This window comes from Nocardia sp. JCM 38205 (assembly GCF_058222935.1).
In genome coordinates, this window is the sequence record NZ_JBYHFL010000004.1 from 480847 (window position 1) to 496912 (window position 16066).

Sequence of the window (16066 nt, forward strand, 5' to 3'; positions counted from 1 at the left end):
CTGGACTCCTTCGCCACCCCCGACGACACCGACCACTGAGCAGCGGCCCGGCGCACCTTCCCCAAGTGTCACTCGTGCGCCGGGAGCCTCGAACGTGAACTCATTCCACCACATTCACATGGGAACCGCCAGACCCACTGGGCACTCTGATCACTCATGCCACAGCGGGGTGTTCACACCGTCCCATCGATGCGGGCGCCCACGTCGATGGTGCGCCCGGCCGGGTCGGCCAGTTCCTTGCGCACCACCTGCGCGACCTGCGCGATCACCTGTTTGCGAATGCCCGCGAGCGCGCCGAGGGTGGCGGCCCGCAGGCCGACCGCGCTGAACTCGAGCCGGATGTCCTCGCGGTCCGGCGGCGGCACGTCGATGACGATCAGCAGCGGATCCGCGGCCCGCGCGGTGAGCAACAGCGGTATGCGGACGTCGGCGCGGTAATGGTTGGCCTTGAGGACGTCGACGGTGATGTCCAGCCAGACCGGCAACAGCAGATCGAAGCCGACGTCCGAATGGCGGGGATCGGGGCGCGGGCGTTCGGTGAGTTCGGGCAGCCGGACCGCCCCGCGCACCGTCACCGTCGCCGATTCACGCGGGCCGGTGCGGAACGGACCCACCTCGATCGCCCGGCCGGCGAGCCCTTTGACCACCTCGAAGACCCGGTCCCTGGTGACGATCAGCGGAAAGAACCGATGGCCGAACTCGTCGTAGCCGATCCAGTCGAACTCGCTGTCGTCGCGATGCGGGGACGGCGTGCCCGCGACCATCGCCGCCACGTCGAAGACCCGCGAACGGCGTGCCTGCGGATCGGCGAGCATCGTGTTCACCCGCTGGGCGACCTCGCGTTGCACCACCCCGGCCACCGGATCCAGCAGCCATTCCCCTGCGGTGTCCACGGCCTGCGCGCGCAGCACGACGCTGACGTCGGCGGGTTTGATCGGCGGGATGTCGATGACGATGAGCAGCGGCGCGGCGGTGCGCGCGTGCAGCGTCATATCGATGGCGACGACCGTCTCCAGCCGCAATTTCTTGCCGCCGAGCAGCACTTTCACCGACAGCGAGACCGGAACCCGCATCTCGAAGGTGACGTGCGGGCCGCTGCGGACCACCACCGGCCGGCCCACCTTGCCCTCGGCCACCAGCCCGGCCAATCCGGCAGGCCCCACCGAGAAGGGGCCGAACTTCATGCCCTTGCCCGCGATTCCGGCGACCGCCGCCTCGATCCGGTCGGTCGTCACCGCGTGGGTGACGAAACGTTCGCCGAACTCGGCGTATTCGATCCATTGCGGATCGTTGTGCGCTTGCTCTATCGGCTGCATCAGACGTTCCGAGACCCTCACCTCCAACGGACTGTTCGACACGGTACGCGATTCGGGTGTCGATCAGACCGCATGGCGGTGACGGCCATGTCATGTCATGAAAAGAGTGATCCCCGTCCTGCCGATGAGGGGACAGCAGGACAGGGATCGGTGGCGGCGCTGCCGGGCGCCTCCGAAGTACATGCTAGGCGTCGATATCCCGTCCGACGAGCCCTTTGTTCGCTCGCCGGAACATTCACCTCGTCGGGCGTGGTTCAGATCCGGCCGAACCCGACAATGCCGGGCACCTCGGCGAGGGCGAACCGATGGATCCGCACCGTGCCGAATTCGTTGCCGCCGATCGTGGTGACGGTGCCGTTCTCGGCACCGAGCACGACGTTGGTGTGCTGGGTGAACGGACTGCTGTCGCTGTAGAGCAGCACATCTCCGGTGCGCGGCTGGTAACCGGCGCCGATCGGCACGAACCGCCCGGCGGATTCGTAGTACTCCTGCAGGGTGTACACGCCGGGGATCCGCCATGATCCCGAGTTGGGGTTCGACAGCGGCAGGCCGGCCTCGCGCATGACCCAGCTGACGAAGTCGGCGCACCACGGCTCGGTGACACCCTCCGCGTACTTCGGCCCCTCGCCCGGATCGGCGAATTCCCGCTCCAGCACGGCAACGATCGCCGCCTGTTCGGAGCTGAGCGCGGCGGCGTCGATCTCCGGGAACTGTCGCAGTGATTCACCCACGACGGCCGAATGGGTGTCGCGCTCCTGCCACCAGCGCACACCGGCCACGCCCGCGACGACCATCGCGACGATCAGCAGTCCCGCGATCAACCATCCACCGGCACCGCGCCCCTCCGCTCGCATCGTCGTCGATGCGGCTCCCCGCTGCGTCATCCCGGCTCCGTTCATCCAGGGGCTACCCGCGTTGCCCTACCTCATTGGACGTTCGGCACGGCCGAGTGGTTCCCGCCTCAGTCGGATACAGCCGCGGGCTCCTTCTTCCCCATCGGAATCAGGCTGGTGAGCACGATCGCCACGACCGCCGCGGCCACCGAGATGAGGAAGGCGGTGTGGAAGCCGTCGCGGGAGGGCAGCGCGTGCCCGGCCAGCGAGATGGTCATATGCGCGAGCACAACGCTCATCACCGCCGCCGAGGTGGACGTGCCGATGGAGCGCATCAGCGAGTTGAGGCCGTTGGCCGCCGCCGTCTCACTCAGCGGCACCGCGCCCATGATCAGCGCGGGCATCGCGGCATAGGCCAGGCCGACACCGCCGGCGACGATCACGCCGGCCAGCCCGATCTGCCAGACGCTGTTCATCAACACCAGCGCGCACAGGTAGCCGATGGCGATCACGCCGGAGCCGACCGCGAGGGTGAACTTGGGCCCGCGTGCCGCGGACAACCGCGCCGATACCGGCGAGAGCAGCATCATCACCAGTCCGCCCGGCGCCATCACCAGACCGGCCTGCACCATGGACAATCCGAAGCCGTAGCCCGTCGCCTCAGGGGCCATGAGCAGCTGCGGGAAGGTCAGCGACATGCCGTAGAGCGCGAAACCGACGGCCACCGAAGCGATATTGGTGAACAGCACGCGCGGCCGCGCCGACACCCGCAGATCCACCAGCGGCGAACGCTGCCGCAATTCGAAGTAGCCCCAGCCGAGGAACGTCAGCACCGAGACGGCGAACAGGGTCAGGATCGACGCGCTCCCCCATCCCCAGTCCGCGCCCTTGCTGATCGCGATCAGCAGTGCGAGCAATGCGATCGAGAGGCCGACCGCACCGCCGAAGTCGAAGCGGCCGGGCGTGCGCACCGGCGATTCCGGGACGAACGTGACCACGGCCAGCAGGCAGAGCAGGCCGAGCCCGCCCGAGATCCAGAACAGCATGTGCCAGTCGGCGTTCTGCGCGATGAAGGCGGCGAACGGCATGCCGATCGCACCGCCAACGCCGAGGGTCGCGCTGATCGTCGCCATGGCCGCACCCACCCGCTCGGGCGGCAGCTCGTCGCGAATGATGCTGATGCCCAGCGGGATCGCCCCGACCGCCATGCCCTGTAGCGAGCGGCCGACGATCGCGGGCAGCAGCGCGGTGGACAGCGCGCAGATCACCGAGCCCGCGATCATCGCGCCCAGGTTCACCAGCAGCACCCGCCGCTTGCCGAACATATCGCCGAGCCTGCCGCTGATCGGGGTGGACACCGCACCGGCCAGCAGCGTGGCGGTGACCACCCAGGCGGCGTTGGACGCGGAGGTGTTCAGGTAGCCGGGCAGCGACGGAATGATCGGGATGACCAGCGTCTGCATCAGCGAGACGACGACACCCACCGTCGAGAGCGTTGCGATGAGAACGGCGGGCGCGGGTGTGCGCCGGTTGTCGGTCGTGTTCGAGGACACGTCGGCTACAGCGGTCATGAATGTGTACGATACATATCATGTGTATGGTGCACAATTTGGATTTCGAGTGACGTGCGCGACATAGTGATGGCCATGTCCGATTCGGGTGATTTCGGTTCGGCGGCCGAGAAGCCGCTGTCACGGCTGTCGTTCGAGCTCACGCTGCTGTCCCGCCATACCCCCGCATCCAGTCGTCATCCCCGTTTTCAGCTGGACCGTTCGGCGTACCTGATCCTCACCCGGCTCGACGTCGGATCGCCGTTGAGCCTGCGGGAACTGGCCGAAGCGCTGCGGCTGGACATCTCGACGGTCAACCGCCAGGTCGGGGCGATGCTCGATCAGGGCTTGGTGGAGCGGGTCCCCGATCCGGAGGGCGGGCTCGCGCGCAAGGTCCGTCCCAGCAACAAGGGAATGGAGCTGCTCGCCGCCGACCGCACCGTCGGCCGCGACGGGATCGGCCGCGTCGTCGCCGATTGGCCCGCCGAGGACGTCGAACAGCTGCACCGGCTCATCACGAAGTTCAACCAGTCGGTCGAACGGCTCGAGGGCAACCCCTGGCCGCGGCCCGGCAGCTGAGAGCCCGCCGAATCACCCACCGAGACCGCCGAATCCCGTGCGCGACGCCGTCGGCTCGATACACTGACCCGCGACGGGCGAGGGATCGGGGAGGCGGAAACTCTGGATACGCTGTGGACTTTCGTCGTGAACCGGCGCCACCAACTGCTCACCGACTCCTATCTGCACGTGTCGGCGGTCGTGCAATCGGTGGTACTCGGCGCCCTGGTCGCCGTGGCCATCGGCGTACTGGTCTACCGCAGTCCGCTCGGCTCCTCGGTGGCCACCGCCGCGGCGAGCACCATTCTCACCATTCCGTCATTCGCCCTGCTCGGCTTGCTGATTCCACTGCTCGGCCTCGGCGTCGCCCCCACCATCACCGCGATGGTGCTGTACGCACTCCTGCCGATCCTGCGCAACACCATCGTCGGGCTGGCTGCCGTCGATCCGGCGATCACCGACGCTGCGCGCGGCGTCGGCATGAACCGGCTGCGGGTGCTGGCGCGGATCGAACTCCCGCTGGCCTGGCCCGCGATCCTGACCGGTATCCGGATCAGCACCCAGATGCTGATGGGCATCCTCGCCATCGCCGCCTACGCCAAGGGGCCCGGGCTCGGCAACCTGATCCTCACCGGCCTCACCAGGCTGGGTACTCCGAATGCCGTGCCGCAGGCCTTGACCGGCACCGTGCTGATCGTCGTTCTCGCGCTCACGCTGGACGGACTGCTGCTGCTCCTCGGCCGATTCACCACGTCGAAAGGGATCCGTGTCTGACTCCGAACCCGTGTCCGGCGTCGAGATCGTCCTCGACTCGGTCACCAAACGCTATGGCGACCAGCAGCAACCGGCGGTCGACGACGTCAGCCTGACGATTCCGGCCGGTGAGATCGTGGTCCTTGTCGGGCCGTCCGGCTGCGGCAAGACCACCACGATGCGGATGATCAACCGGTTGATCGAACCGACCTCGGGCACCATCACCATCGGCGGCAAGGACGCACTGTCGATCGACCCCGACGAGTTGCGCCGCGGCATCGGCTATTCCATCCAGCAGGCCGGCCTGTTCCCGCATATGACCGTCGCCAAGAACGTCGCGACGGTGCCGGGGCTGATCGGCTGGGACCGCAAACGCATCGCGGCGCGCACCGACGAGATGCTCGAACTGGTCGGCCTCGACCCCGATACCTATCGGCACCGGTACCCACGCCAGCTCTCCGGCGGGCAGCAGCAGCGCGTCGGGGTGGCGCGGGCGCTGGCGGCGGACCCGCCGGTGCTGCTGATGGACGAGCCGTTCGGCGCCGTCGACCCGATCACCCGCGGGCTGCTCCAAGACGAACTGATGCGATTGCAGGCGGAGCTGCGCAAAACCATCGTGTTCGTCACCCACGATTTCAACGAGGCGGTCAAGCTCGGCGATCGAATCGCGGTGCTGGGCAATCGGTCCCGCATTCTGCAATACGACACTCCGGCCGCGATCCTCGCCGATCCGGCCGACGAGACAGTGGCCGGATTCGTCGGCGCCGACGCTTCGCTCAAGCAGCTCACACTTACCCGGGTGCGCGATGTGGAGCTGGGCAGTTGCCCGACCGCCACGGAAGACGAGCCGGTCGAGCGGGTACGACAAGCGCTCGACGGCCTCGACTGGCCGTGGGCATTGATCCTCGACAGCAGACAGCGGCCGCTGCGTTGGGTCTCGGCGCCGCAACTCGCACATGCTGGGACGCTGACGAACGTGGGACGCCCGGTGGGCGAAGTGGTTTCGCTGCAATCGACCTTGCAGGACGCGTTGGAGGCGCTCCTGGCCGAGAGCACCGCGACGGCGGTGGTCACCGGGCAGCGAGGCGAGTACGCCGGGCTGATCACCATCGACACCCTGGTCGGGCACTTGTCGGCGCTGCGTGCCGAACACGCGGGAAACGGTAGTGATTCGCCGGCACGGATCGGTGCGCCGGCGGCAGGCGAGGACGCGGAGCTCGGGGGTATCGCGGGCGGGGCGGCGGAAAAGGGCGGCACGCCATGATGAACCGACCGCCGTCCGGTGGGATCCGCGCAGCGTCGCCGACGGACGCGACGCGCACCGGGAGCCGGCTATGACCGCGACAACGGCTCCCACCGCACGCACCGCCGCCCCCGCCACCGCGCGCCGGGCCGAACGGCTGCGCCTGCTCGTCCAGCCCGCGCTGGTGCTGATCCTTGCCGCCGGTGTGCTGATCTGGGCGTTCGATCGCGACCTGACGGTGACGCAGCAGGCGAGTTTGAACGCGTCCAATATCGCGAAGGTCACCTGGCAGCATGTGCTGATCACCGTGACCGTTGTGCTGATCGTGGTCACGCTCGCGGTCCCGCTCGGGACGCTGTTGTCGCGGCCGCGCTTGCGCAGGCTAGCGCCGTTTTTCGTCGGCATCGCCAATATCGGAGCCGCCGCACCCGCCATCGGCCTGATCGTGCTGTTCTATCTGGTCACCAAGACCACGGGTTTCTGGATCGGTGTCGCGCCGATCGCCTTCTATTCGCTGCTACCCGTGCTGCGCAATACGATCCTCGGCTATCAGCAAGTGGACCGGACGCTCATCGACGCCGGTCGCGGGCAGGGCATGTCGGCCTCGACGGTGTTGCGGCGCATCGAGTTCCCGCTCGCCGTGCCCTACATTCTGGCCGGTCTGCGCACCTCGCTGGTGCTCGCGGTGGGGACGGCCACTCTGTCGTTCCTGGTGAGCGCGGGCGGGCTCGGTATCCTCATCGACACCGGATACAAGTTGCGGGACAACGTGACTCTCGTCGTCGGCGCCGTCCTCGCCGTCGCGCTGGCGCTGCTGGTCGACTGGCTGGGCGCGCTGGCCGAAGAGTTCCTCGGGCCGCGGGGGTTGACATGAACTCGGCGCGCGCAGCCACCGAACGCGCGGATTACCGGCGCTCGGCGGTGACTGCGCTGCTCACCGGGTCGGAGAGTTGCCGGCGGCGCGCCCGGTCCCGTTCCCGCCGGAAGCCGGGCAGGGCGCTCCTGCTGGTTCTCGCGGGCCTGCTGCTGCTCACCGGCTGCGGATTGGAAGCCGGTAGCGCTGTCCCGCTGCGGGTGGGGCCGGGCAGCATCCGGCCGGTTCCCGAGCTGGCCGGCGTACCGATCACGGTGGGCTCCAAGGATTTCACCGAGCAGAACATCCTCGGCTACATCATCGAGTTCGCCATGGTGGCGGCCGGCGCCGAGGTCCGCGACCTGACCAATATCCAGGGTTCCAACAGCTTGCGCGACGCCCAACTGCACGGCCAGATCGACATCGCCTACGACTACACCGGCACCGGCTGGATGAACTACCTCGGCAACGAGACCCCCATCCCGGACGAGCGCGGCCAGTTCGAGGCCGTCCGCGACGCCGACCTGGCCGCCCACGACATGGTCTGGGCCGCCATGGCACCGATGAACAACACCTATGCCCTGGTCACCAATCCCGCCACCGCCGCCGAAACGGGCGTGCGCACCCTGTCCGACTACGCCCGCCTGATCGCCACCGATCCAGCCCGAGCCGCCACCTGCGTCGGCACCGAATTCAATGTCCGGCGCGACGGATTCCCCGGCATGGCAGCCAAATACGGCATCGACGAGGGCGCGGTGCAGAAACGCCTGGTGCAGGACGCACTCGTCTACACCTCCGTCGCCGACGGCCGCCAATGCAGCTTCGGTTCCGTCGCCGCCACCGACGGCCGCATCCCCTCCCTCGGCCTCCTCCTGCTCGAAGACGACCAGCGCTTCTTCCCGAAATACAACGCCGCCCTGGTCATGCGCCGCGATTTCGCCGAAGCCCACCCCGAGGTCATCACCGTGCTGGAGCCCATCTCGGCGCTCCTCACCAACGAAACCATCACCGAACTCAACCGGCAGGTGGATGTGGACGGACGCGAGCCGCCCGAAGTCGCACGGGACTGGTTGGTAGCCGAAGGGTTCGTCACCGAAGGGTGACGGCCTGCCAACTCGAGCCGCCTCTGTCGGCTCATCACGGCGGACACACATCGTTGTCCGACCGAGTGCACCGGGCCGGGCACGGCTGTCACTCCGGGTGAGTATCGGGCGCGCCTCGGTTCGGCATTCCGGCGACGAAACGCGTGAGCAGGTCCGCGAATCGGTGTCGTTCGGTATCGGTCCAGTCGCGCATGGCCGAGGCGAAGGCGTCGATGCGGCGCTGATGAGCCGAGCGGAGCGCGGCCCGGCCCGCCGGCGTGACCGCCAACAGGGAACGGCGGCCGTCGGATTGGTCGGCGATGCGCTCGATATAGCCGGCGTCGACAGCGGCGGCCACCAGACGGCTGGCTCGCGGGCGGTCCACGGCGAGGGCATCGGCGACGGTGGAGACGGTCGGTTCCGCCGTGGCGGCGACTATGTCGAGAACGTCGAAGGCCTGGCCCGCGGGCTCACCCTCGGGCGCCAGGGTGCGCCGGGTCTGCCGGCGGCGGATCTCCACCATGGCACGTTCGACTCGCTCGACGTCGTTCATGAGGGAATGGTAGCGCCGGACATCTAGTTGTACTATTACAACTAAATGCCAGTCGAGAGGACCCCGTATGCGCTACTTGCTCTGCGCCCTTGCCGTACTCACAGTGACGGCCTGCGCAGCCCCGCCACCCGAACCCGCCTCGTCCGAAATCCACTTGCCTGCCTCCGGCTCCGGCCCGACCTCGGGGTCGGGCTCGGGTTCCGGGTCGGACTCCGGCTCCGGCTCGACGCCCGCCCCCCGGCTCCACCTCCGGCTCCGACTCTCGGCCTGGCGCGACGTCCGGCTCCGATCAGGACCGCATGATCGGGTTCCGGCTGAAGCGGCTCGATCAGCTGATCGAGACCACCTTCGACCGCTTGCTCGGCAATGCCGGCCTGAACCGCCGGGAATGGCAGACGCTGAACACGATCAGTCGCGGTCTGGTCGACGAAGCACAGCTCATCGATGCGCTGCGTCCGTTCTGGGACGCCAACGGTGAGAGCGTCTCCGATGTGGTCGGCGGTGTGACCGCCCGCGGCTGGGTCGACCGCGACGGCGACGGACGCTACACCCTGACCGCGTCCGGCCGGTCGGCGCACCGAGCCGCGGCGGCCGAGGTCGGAAGCCTGCGCGAGCGGATGACCGAGGGCGTCAGCTCACAGGAGTTCTCGGAGCTGATGGACGTCCTGCACCGCATGATCGTCAATCTGGAAACGCCGTGATGCGGCAGGACCACCGGGCTCCCGCCGATCGTTCGCGGGCGCGGTCCCGGGACGTCCGCCGCCGCTTCCCGTCTGCTCGCGCCCGAGTCGCCGAGCCTCGGCGATACGCTCGCCGGGAATGATCACCGCAGGCTGCCGCCCGGTCGGCCTGCCCGGACCGGCAAGGAGCTGACACGTGCCCGAACCGGACGGCCCGAATTCTCCGTCACCGGAACAGGACCTCGCACGGCCCGAGGCGAACGGTCCGCATCTCCCGTCGCCCGCGCCGGCACGGGCCGTGCTGTTCGGGGTGCCGCCGGCGGGCCGGCGGCTGCCCGGTGCGGCCCGTACCGCGCTCGCGTTCGGTGTGCCCGCGCTGATCGCCGCGCTGCTGGGGCATGAGCAGCAGGGGCTCATCGCGGCGCTCGGTTCGTTTGCGGTGATCTTCGGTGAGGGTCGGGTGTACCGGCAGCGGTGGCGGGCGATCGGCTGGGCGGGGCTCGGATTGATCGCGGCGGCGTGCGCCGGTGGATTCACGGGGGCGGCGATTCATCGGCATACCGCCGCGGGTGGTGCGCATGCGTGGCTACTTGTGCTGGTCGGGCTGATGGCTGTGGTGGCGGTGATAAGCACGTTCGTGAACTCCGCGTTGCGGTTGGGCCCGCCGGGCGGGTTCTTCTTCGTGCTCGCCGTCGGGATCGGTGCGACGGTGACCGGCGCCGGGGTGTCGCCGGGCGCGGTCGCGCTGTGGGCCTCGGCGGGCGCGGTGAGCGCGTTGATCGTCGGCATGTCGGGCGCGCTGCGGTATCCGCATGCCCCGGAGGAGAACGCGGTCGCGGCCGCGGTGGAGGCGGTGCGCGCCTACGACGGCCTGACACGCGACTCCCCCGATCTCGCCGCCGCCCGCTACACCGCGGGCATGAAGATCCAAACCGCGTGGACCATGCTGGACGACGCCCGCCGCACCGAGCTCGGCCATCCGCCCTCGCGCACCCTGGCCGACGCCCAGTCGCGTTTCGCGGACGCCCTGCATCGCAACGGCGTCGACGATGCCGATGCCCTGTTCGATACCGGGCGCCCCGCGCCGACCCCGTACCCATCGCTACGTTTCCGCCTGGCCCGCTCGCTGTCGCCGGACAGTCACGCCGCCGTCGCCGCCCATCGCATCGGACTCGCGGCGATTCTCGCCGGATCGTTGACCGTCGCGTTGTCCATCGGCCGCCCCGACTGGGCGGTGATGACGGTCGCCGTGCTGCTGCATCAAGGCCCGGACCGGGTGCGCGGCACCTACCGCGGCATCCACCGGGTGGGCGGTACGGTGCTCGGGCTCGCCGTGTTCACCCTCATCTACGCGTTCGAACCGCGCGGCGTCGCCTTGGTACTCATCCTGATGGCGCTGCAGTTCTCGATCGAATTGTTCGTCGCCCGCAACTACGGTCTGGCGGTCGTCTTCATCACTCCGCTGGCACTGCTGATGGGTGGCGGCGGGCACTACGGCGATCCGCTGCCGGTGGCGTTCGATCGGTTCCTCGAGAGCGTCATCGGGGTGGTGATCGGGCTCGGCGTGCTGTGGTTGGTCGATCGCCATTCGCACCGCCGGGTACTGCTGCGCAATGACCGCCGCGTCCTCGAATCGCTCGACACACTGTTGCTCGCCCTGCGGGCGGATCCCGGCCGGGTTCCGATGATCCGCAAGGAACTGGAGTTCGAGCTGATGGGCTCGACGCTGGCCGAAATCGATGCCGCGCATAACGAACCCACGTGGGCGCGCGCACAGTGGGTGCACCACGAGCGCGTCCGCCGGCTCGGTCATCGCATCCTCGCCGCCACGTGGAATGCGGGGCCGGGCCGCCCCGCTGATCCCGGTCAGCTCACGCGCTGGGCCGAGAGCGTCGCCGAATTGTCCTGAGCAAGAAGGGAACCGGTGCAGCGCCTCTCTGACAGCACGCGGCTCGGCAGCACGGAGGCTGTCCGGAAGTAACGGCCGAGCAGGTTCGAGCCGCGCGCCATACCGCGCTGTATATCAGTGGGCCCGCTACCTCCAACAGTTTCCCCACCAACGACAAGGTCCGTCCGCACGGCCCCTCTCGATCGAAGAGAAAGCTGCGCACCCCGAGTCCTGTGCTGAGCTAACAGGACTCGGGATGCAGCGGGTTGGTTCTCTGGTGTCGGCCCATGGCATCTACCTCCTTCGGTGTCGTCGTGGTCATGGCCGGATCAGCTGTAGAGCCGGTCGATGAACGCGGTCAGGTTCTCCCGCACGCGTTCGATCTTCTCCTCGAGGCCGAGGTCCTCGCGGTAGCGGCTGCCCATGGCCGGCCGCTTCTTGCCGCGCGCGTACAGCGAGCAGGCCAGGTCGGTGCACATGTAGGTGCCGACCGAGTTGCCGCGCCGCCCGGATTCGCCGGCCTTGTGCGCGGTCAGCAACGACACCCCGCCGCCGGTGTGTGTGGTGAGGCAGATCGTGCACATCTGCGCGCGACCGGAACCGCCGGTTTCGTACCGGAACGCGACACCGATGAGGCGATCGTCGCCCGGCGCGACGAGATAGCAGCGGCCGGGAAACGACGGATCGCTCCAGCCGAGGAAATCCAGGTCTTCCCAAGGGCGCTGATCCAGGTCGCGCGGGACCGGTAATCGCTTGGCGTCTCCTTTGGAGCAGTTGATGAACGACGACCTGATGTCGCGTTCGCTAACGGGTTGCACAGTGGTGTTCCCTTCGGTTGTTGATGGACAAAACCGAAGAGACGTTAGGGGACCGCTCTGCGGCGGACAACCGATTTTCACACCGGATGGGCCCTGTTCGCCGGGTGGCCGACATTCGTCTGCGGGGCGCCGCCCCGGGTGCGCCGGCCCCGCGAAAACGCCTGGACCAGGAACTCCGCTGGCTACACTCGAGCGGCACGGGTATCCACTGATGAGGCGGTAGCTCATGGCGTTCGCGAGGTCGATATCGGTGGTCGGCGCAGCGCTCGCGCTGACGCTCACCGGCTGCGGATCCGACGACGACTCCGGCCCCGCCACCCAGTTGTCCACCACCACCCAGGCAGGCCCGGCGGCCGAGGACCCACCCGCGAGCCCATCGCAACCCACCGCGACCACCGGCGCGGCCGAGCCCACCGAGGTCGTCTCGCTCACCGCCGTCGACGCCGCGGGCAGGCCCGCCGACGGATTCACCGTCATCGAACCCGACCCCTACGGCACCCTGAACTGCCGTAACGCCGCACCCAGTCACTCCGCGACCACCGCGGGCATCTATCACTGCGGTGCCTCCGCCGACGCCGCCGACGTCTGCTGGCCGACGCCCGCGCGCACCGAACTGCTCTGCGCCGACGACCCGTGGGACCGGGAACTGCGCCGATACACCGTCGATCCGCCGCTCGAACCCATCGCCGCCACCGAATCCCCCGAGCCGTGGGCGCTCGAACTCGCCGACGGCCGCCAGTGCCGGATCCGGATCGGTGGCGCGTGGGGCGGCCGCTCCGACGGCATGGTGGGCGCGTATTCGTGCACCGGCGGCTCCGAGGTCGTGCTCCAGGCCGCCGATGCCCGCACCGCGATCGATACATCGTCGGATACCTGGCAGGTGGCGATGGGCGAGCTCGGCGCCGGCTCACCCGATTTCCCGGCGCCCACCATGGTGGATGTGCGCACCGCCTATTTCGCCGCCGCCGCGAAGTGAGCCGATCTCGCTGCGTCGAACGGGACAGGTTGGGTAACGTCGCCCTGCAGGAACAACCGAGCACCACGGATGCACCGACCACGAACAGGCGGGATATCAGTGAAGCTACGAATCCGCACCATCGTCGTCACCGGTTGTCTGGCCGCCATGACGGCCATCGCCCCGGTCGGCGCGCAGGCCACACCGTCCGACGACCCGATCATCGCCTCGGGCGATCTGCTCGCCAGGCCCGTCGCCCCGAACGGGTCACGGATCACCGACGTCCGCATCGCCGACGACCGCAATGTGAAGTTGCAGGTGTTCTCCACGGCCATGGGCCGCGATATCTCGGTCTCGGTACAGCGCCCGCGCGATGCGTCCCAGCCGCGCCCGGTGCTGTACCTGCTCAACGGCGCCGACGGTGGCGAGGGCACCGCCAATTGGGTGAGCCGGGCACCGGACGCGCTGGCATTCCTCGGCGAAAAGGACGTCAACGTCGTGCAGCCGATCGGCGGCGCGTGGAGCTACTACACCGACTGGCGCGCGCCCGACCCCGTGCTCGGCGTCAACAAGTGGAAGACCTTCCTCACCCAGGAACTCCCGCCGCTGATCGACGGGGCATTCGGCACCAACGGGCTCAATGCCATCGCGGGCCTGTCCACCTCGGGAACGTCCGTGCTGAATCTGCCCATCGCCGCGCCCGGCCTGTTCCAGGCCGCCGCCGCGTACAGCGGCTGCGCGCAGACCAGCGACCCGTTCGGGCGGGAGGCCGTGCGGCTGAGCGTTGAGGTGTGGGGCGGCGGCGACGTGGAGAACATGTACGGTCCGCCGAACGACCCGCTGTGGGTGCAGAACGATCCGTACGTCAATGCCGAAGGCCTGCGCGGCCTGGAACTGTTCATCTCCTCCGGCAGCGGCCTACCCGGTCCCCACGACACCCTCAACGGCCCGTACGCCCTGCCCGGCGCCTATGGTCTGGCCAACCAGGTGGTGATCGGCGGCATCATCGAAGCGGCCACCAACTACTGCTCACACAATCTCGCCGCCCGGCTCGACGAGTTGAACATCCCCGCGACCGTGGATTTCCCGCCCGTCGGCACGCATTCGTGGGGTTACTGGCGTGATGCCCTGATCAACTCCTGGCCGGTGATCGCGCGCGGGCTCGAACTGCCGGCCTGAGGGCGGCTGATACCGATCGGCGGCATGTCGCGGAGTTTCTGCTGGAACGCGGAGTTTCCGCTAGAACACCGTGGCCCACACCGAACCTGCGCGATGCCAGACGCCATGAAGACGGCAATGTGCTCGAACCGAGCTGCCCGCGCCGTCACTCCCCCGCGAACGACAGCCCGCGCTCCTCGAGCGCTTCGGCGAGAATCCGCGCGGCCTTCGGGCCGAAACCGTGCAGGGCCAGCAGTTCCGCGCGGGTCCGTGTGCTGAGTGCATCCAGGGTGGTGATGCCCGCGCCGTGCAGGGCCCGGGTGGCCGGCGTGCCGATCGAGGCCGGCAGGTCGCCGGCTGCTCCCGGGGTCGCGGTGTCGGCGGCGTTCAGGGCGGCCGCGAGCCGTTTCGGTGCCCGTGCGAACCATGCGCGCCGGACCAGATAGTTCGACATCTGTCCGTTGATGTCGGCCAAGGCGATCCGGAGTCCGATCCGTTTGCCCGCGCGTTCGATGACTTCGGCGCTGGGGTGGTCCGCCAGCACGCCGTCGATCTCGTCATCGGCCAGCTGCACCTGCAGCTCGTCCGCGCGGCTGAGCGAGGCGAAGCTCTTGCCGCGAACTCGATACGCCACCGCCCCGAAATGCGTGCCCTCCTCAACTTCCGGCAGGGCGAGTGCCGCTTTTCGCACCTGGGCCCGCGTCGTCATCGCCGGTCTCTCGGCACGATCGGCAACTCGAGCTCGAGTTCGTCGCGGATCGGAATACCGTCCTGACCGTATTCGGGGATCTGCGGTTTGGTGCGCCGCGAGGCCGTGACGGCGTCGGTGTGCAGGGCGGTCAGATGGAAACCGGCGCGCTGGTAGAACCGCAACGCCCGGGTGTTGTCATTGGTTGTCGAGACCCGCACCCGCCGGACATCGGCGGTGCGCACCTCCTCGACCAGGGCTCTGATCAGCGCCGCACCCACCCCGCCGGACTCGAACGCGTTGATGGTGACGATATCGGCCACGCCACCGGCGACGCGGTACATGAGCATTCCGACCACCTGCCCGTCCCGTTCGGCGAGCAGCCCGGGCAAGGCGCCTGCGTCGACCAGCCCGCCCAAGGACAGCGACACCACGCGAGTATCACCCCACTCGCGCCGCAGCAGGGTCGCCACGACGTCACGGTCGGCCGGCACGATCTTGCGCAGCGATACCCCATCCGGGAGAGTCACCGCGTCAGACTACCGCCGCGGCCGCGACCACAGTGGTGAACTGTGGCCGCGGCCGCGGGTCTCGCGAGGATCAGTCCGCCACCGGCGTCCACTGCTCCTGCGGTGGCACACCGGGGACCGGCTTGCCGATGACGGCCAGCGCCACGAAGAAATTCACCTGCCCAATGGCCATTGCGAGGGTGGCCACGGCTTTCTCGTCGTAGAACTCGGCGACGTGGGCGTAGAGCTCGTCGGAGACTCGTTCGCCGTGCGGCGAGGGCTGCGCGATAGCCTCGGCGAGGGCGAGGGCGGCACGTTCGGCACCCGTGAAGTACGGAGCGTCCTGCCAGGTGGCCACCGCGGCGATGCGTTCCTCGGATTCCCCGGCCGACCTGAGGTTGCCGGTGTGCAACATGACCAGGTACGTGCTGCCGACGATCTGGCCGATCCGCAGCTGCACCAGGCCGATCGTGGTCCGCGCGATGGCGCCGTTTCCGGTGGCTTTGAACAGCGCCGCACCGACTTCGGCGAGCGCCGGGACGAGTTGCTGCGGGTTGCGCAACCGGGATTCGGCGCGAACCCGGGTGGCCGTCGAATGGTCCTGCATGATGGTGTTCCTTTCCGAGTGG

The 16066-nt window shown here is 68.7% G+C and carries 17 protein-coding genes; 9 read left to right on the plus strand and 8 right to left on the minus strand.

Translation table 11 applies throughout. The features are described from left to right. Positions 1 to 173: 173 nt before the first annotated feature. The 3 genes from AC4HOU_RS17775 to AC4HOU_RS17785 all read right to left on the minus strand — a co-directional run bounded on the left by AC4HOU_RS17775 (position 174) and on the right by AC4HOU_RS17785 (position 3720). Positions 174 to 1316, minus strand: coding sequence for a hypothetical protein (locus AC4HOU_RS17775; protein ID WP_194991503.1), 1143 nt, complete (start codon positions 1314 to 1316; stop codon positions 174 to 176). Positions 1317 to 1570: 254 nt separating this feature from the next. Beyond that, positions 1571 to 2200, minus strand: a complete 630-nt coding sequence (locus AC4HOU_RS17780; RefSeq protein WP_194991502.1) for a CHAP domain-containing protein — start codon at positions 2198 to 2200, stop codon at positions 1571 to 1573. Between the two features lie 77 nt (positions 2201 to 2277). Continuing rightward, on the minus strand, positions 2278 to 3720 hold the full coding sequence (locus tag AC4HOU_RS17785) for an MFS transporter (RefSeq protein WP_163809141.1): 1443 nt from the start codon (positions 3718 to 3720) through the stop codon (positions 2278 to 2280). 69 nt (positions 3721 to 3789) lie between these two features. Between AC4HOU_RS17785 and AC4HOU_RS17790 the strand changes: the two genes are divergently transcribed. From AC4HOU_RS17790 to AC4HOU_RS17810, 5 genes are all read left to right on the plus strand, one after another. Then, positions 3790 to 4278, plus strand: coding sequence for a MarR family winged helix-turn-helix transcriptional regulator (locus AC4HOU_RS17790; protein WP_375139359.1), 489 nt, complete (start codon positions 3790 to 3792; stop codon positions 4276 to 4278). Between the two features lie 102 nt (positions 4279 to 4380). Continuing rightward, positions 4381 to 5031, plus strand: coding sequence for an ABC transporter permease (locus tag AC4HOU_RS17795; RefSeq protein ID WP_163809881.1), 651 nt, complete (start codon positions 4381 to 4383; stop codon positions 5029 to 5031). After that, the gene (locus tag AC4HOU_RS17800; RefSeq protein ID WP_490724780.1) at positions 5024 to 6274 is read left to right on the plus strand and encodes an ABC transporter ATP-binding protein; all 1251 of its coding nucleotides are present in this window, start codon (positions 5024 to 5026) and stop codon (positions 6272 to 6274) included. The genes AC4HOU_RS17795 and AC4HOU_RS17800 overlap by 8 nt, the downstream gene beginning before the upstream one ends. Before the next feature lie 70 nt (positions 6275 to 6344). After that, positions 6345 to 7127, plus strand: coding sequence for an ABC transporter permease (locus AC4HOU_RS17805; protein ID WP_490724781.1), 783 nt, complete (start codon positions 6345 to 6347; stop codon positions 7125 to 7127). Beyond that, positions 7124 to 8209 carry a glycine betaine ABC transporter substrate-binding protein gene (locus tag AC4HOU_RS17810; protein WP_490724782.1) on the plus strand — a complete coding sequence of 362 codons (1086 nt, stop codon included), beginning with the start codon at positions 7124 to 7126 and terminating at the stop codon, positions 8207 to 8209. The genes AC4HOU_RS17805 and AC4HOU_RS17810 overlap by 4 nt, the downstream gene beginning before the upstream one ends. Positions 8210 to 8297: 88 nt before the next feature. Here AC4HOU_RS17810 and AC4HOU_RS17815 read toward each other — a convergent pair whose 3' ends face one another. Next, the gene (locus AC4HOU_RS17815) at positions 8298 to 8741 is read right to left on the minus strand and encodes a MarR family winged helix-turn-helix transcriptional regulator (protein WP_163809135.1); all 444 of its coding nucleotides are present in this window, start codon (positions 8739 to 8741) and stop codon (positions 8298 to 8300) included. 299 nt (positions 8742 to 9040) lie between these two features. On the opposite strand from AC4HOU_RS17815, the gene AC4HOU_RS17820 reads away from it, so the two are divergent. Further along, the gene (locus AC4HOU_RS17820; protein WP_194991505.1) at positions 9041 to 9442 is read left to right on the plus strand and encodes a winged helix DNA-binding protein; all 402 of its coding nucleotides are present in this window, start codon (positions 9041 to 9043) and stop codon (positions 9440 to 9442) included. 175 nt (positions 9443 to 9617) lie between these two features. Beyond that, positions 9618 to 11330, plus strand: coding sequence for an FUSC family protein (locus AC4HOU_RS17825; protein WP_490724783.1), 1713 nt, complete (start codon positions 9618 to 9620; stop codon positions 11328 to 11330). A gap of 308 nt (positions 11331 to 11638) precedes the next feature. Here the strand turns inward: AC4HOU_RS17825 and AC4HOU_RS17830 are convergent, their stop codons facing one another. Continuing rightward, on the minus strand, positions 11639 to 12127 hold the full coding sequence (locus AC4HOU_RS17830; protein WP_490724784.1) for an FBP domain-containing protein: 489 nt from the start codon (positions 12125 to 12127) through the stop codon (positions 11639 to 11641). 226 nt (positions 12128 to 12353) lie between these two features. Here AC4HOU_RS17830 and AC4HOU_RS17835 point away from each other — a divergent pair, with 226 nt between their 5' ends. Together AC4HOU_RS17835 and AC4HOU_RS17840 are read left to right on the plus strand one after the other, a co-directional pair. Next, on the plus strand, positions 12354 to 13103 hold the full coding sequence (locus tag AC4HOU_RS17835) for a hypothetical protein (RefSeq protein WP_490724785.1): 750 nt from the start codon (positions 12354 to 12356) through the stop codon (positions 13101 to 13103). Positions 13104 to 13250: 147 nt separating this feature from the next. Then, a complete protein-coding gene (locus AC4HOU_RS17840) occupies positions 13251 to 14261 on the plus strand; it encodes an alpha/beta hydrolase (protein ID WP_195020843.1) in 1011 nt (336 codons plus the stop codon). 145 nt (positions 14262 to 14406) lie between these two features. Here AC4HOU_RS17840 and AC4HOU_RS17845 read toward each other — a convergent pair whose 3' ends face one another. The 3 genes from AC4HOU_RS17845 to AC4HOU_RS17855 all read right to left on the minus strand — a co-directional run bounded on the left by AC4HOU_RS17845 (position 14407) and on the right by AC4HOU_RS17855 (position 16044). After that, a complete protein-coding gene (locus AC4HOU_RS17845) occupies positions 14407 to 14949 on the minus strand; it encodes an MmcQ/YjbR family DNA-binding protein (RefSeq protein ID WP_490724786.1) in 543 nt (180 codons plus the stop codon). After that, positions 14946 to 15458: a GNAT family N-acetyltransferase gene (locus AC4HOU_RS17850; protein WP_490724787.1), complete on the minus strand. Its 513-nt coding sequence runs from the start codon at positions 15456 to 15458 to the stop codon at positions 14946 to 14948. Before AC4HOU_RS17850 ends, AC4HOU_RS17845 begins: the two co-directional genes overlap by 4 nt. Positions 15459 to 15528: 70 nt before the next feature. Next, on the minus strand, positions 15529 to 16044 hold the full coding sequence (locus tag AC4HOU_RS17855; protein ID WP_490724788.1) for a carboxymuconolactone decarboxylase family protein: 516 nt from the start codon (positions 16042 to 16044) through the stop codon (positions 15529 to 15531). Between the last annotated feature and the right edge of the window lie 22 nt (positions 16045 to 16066).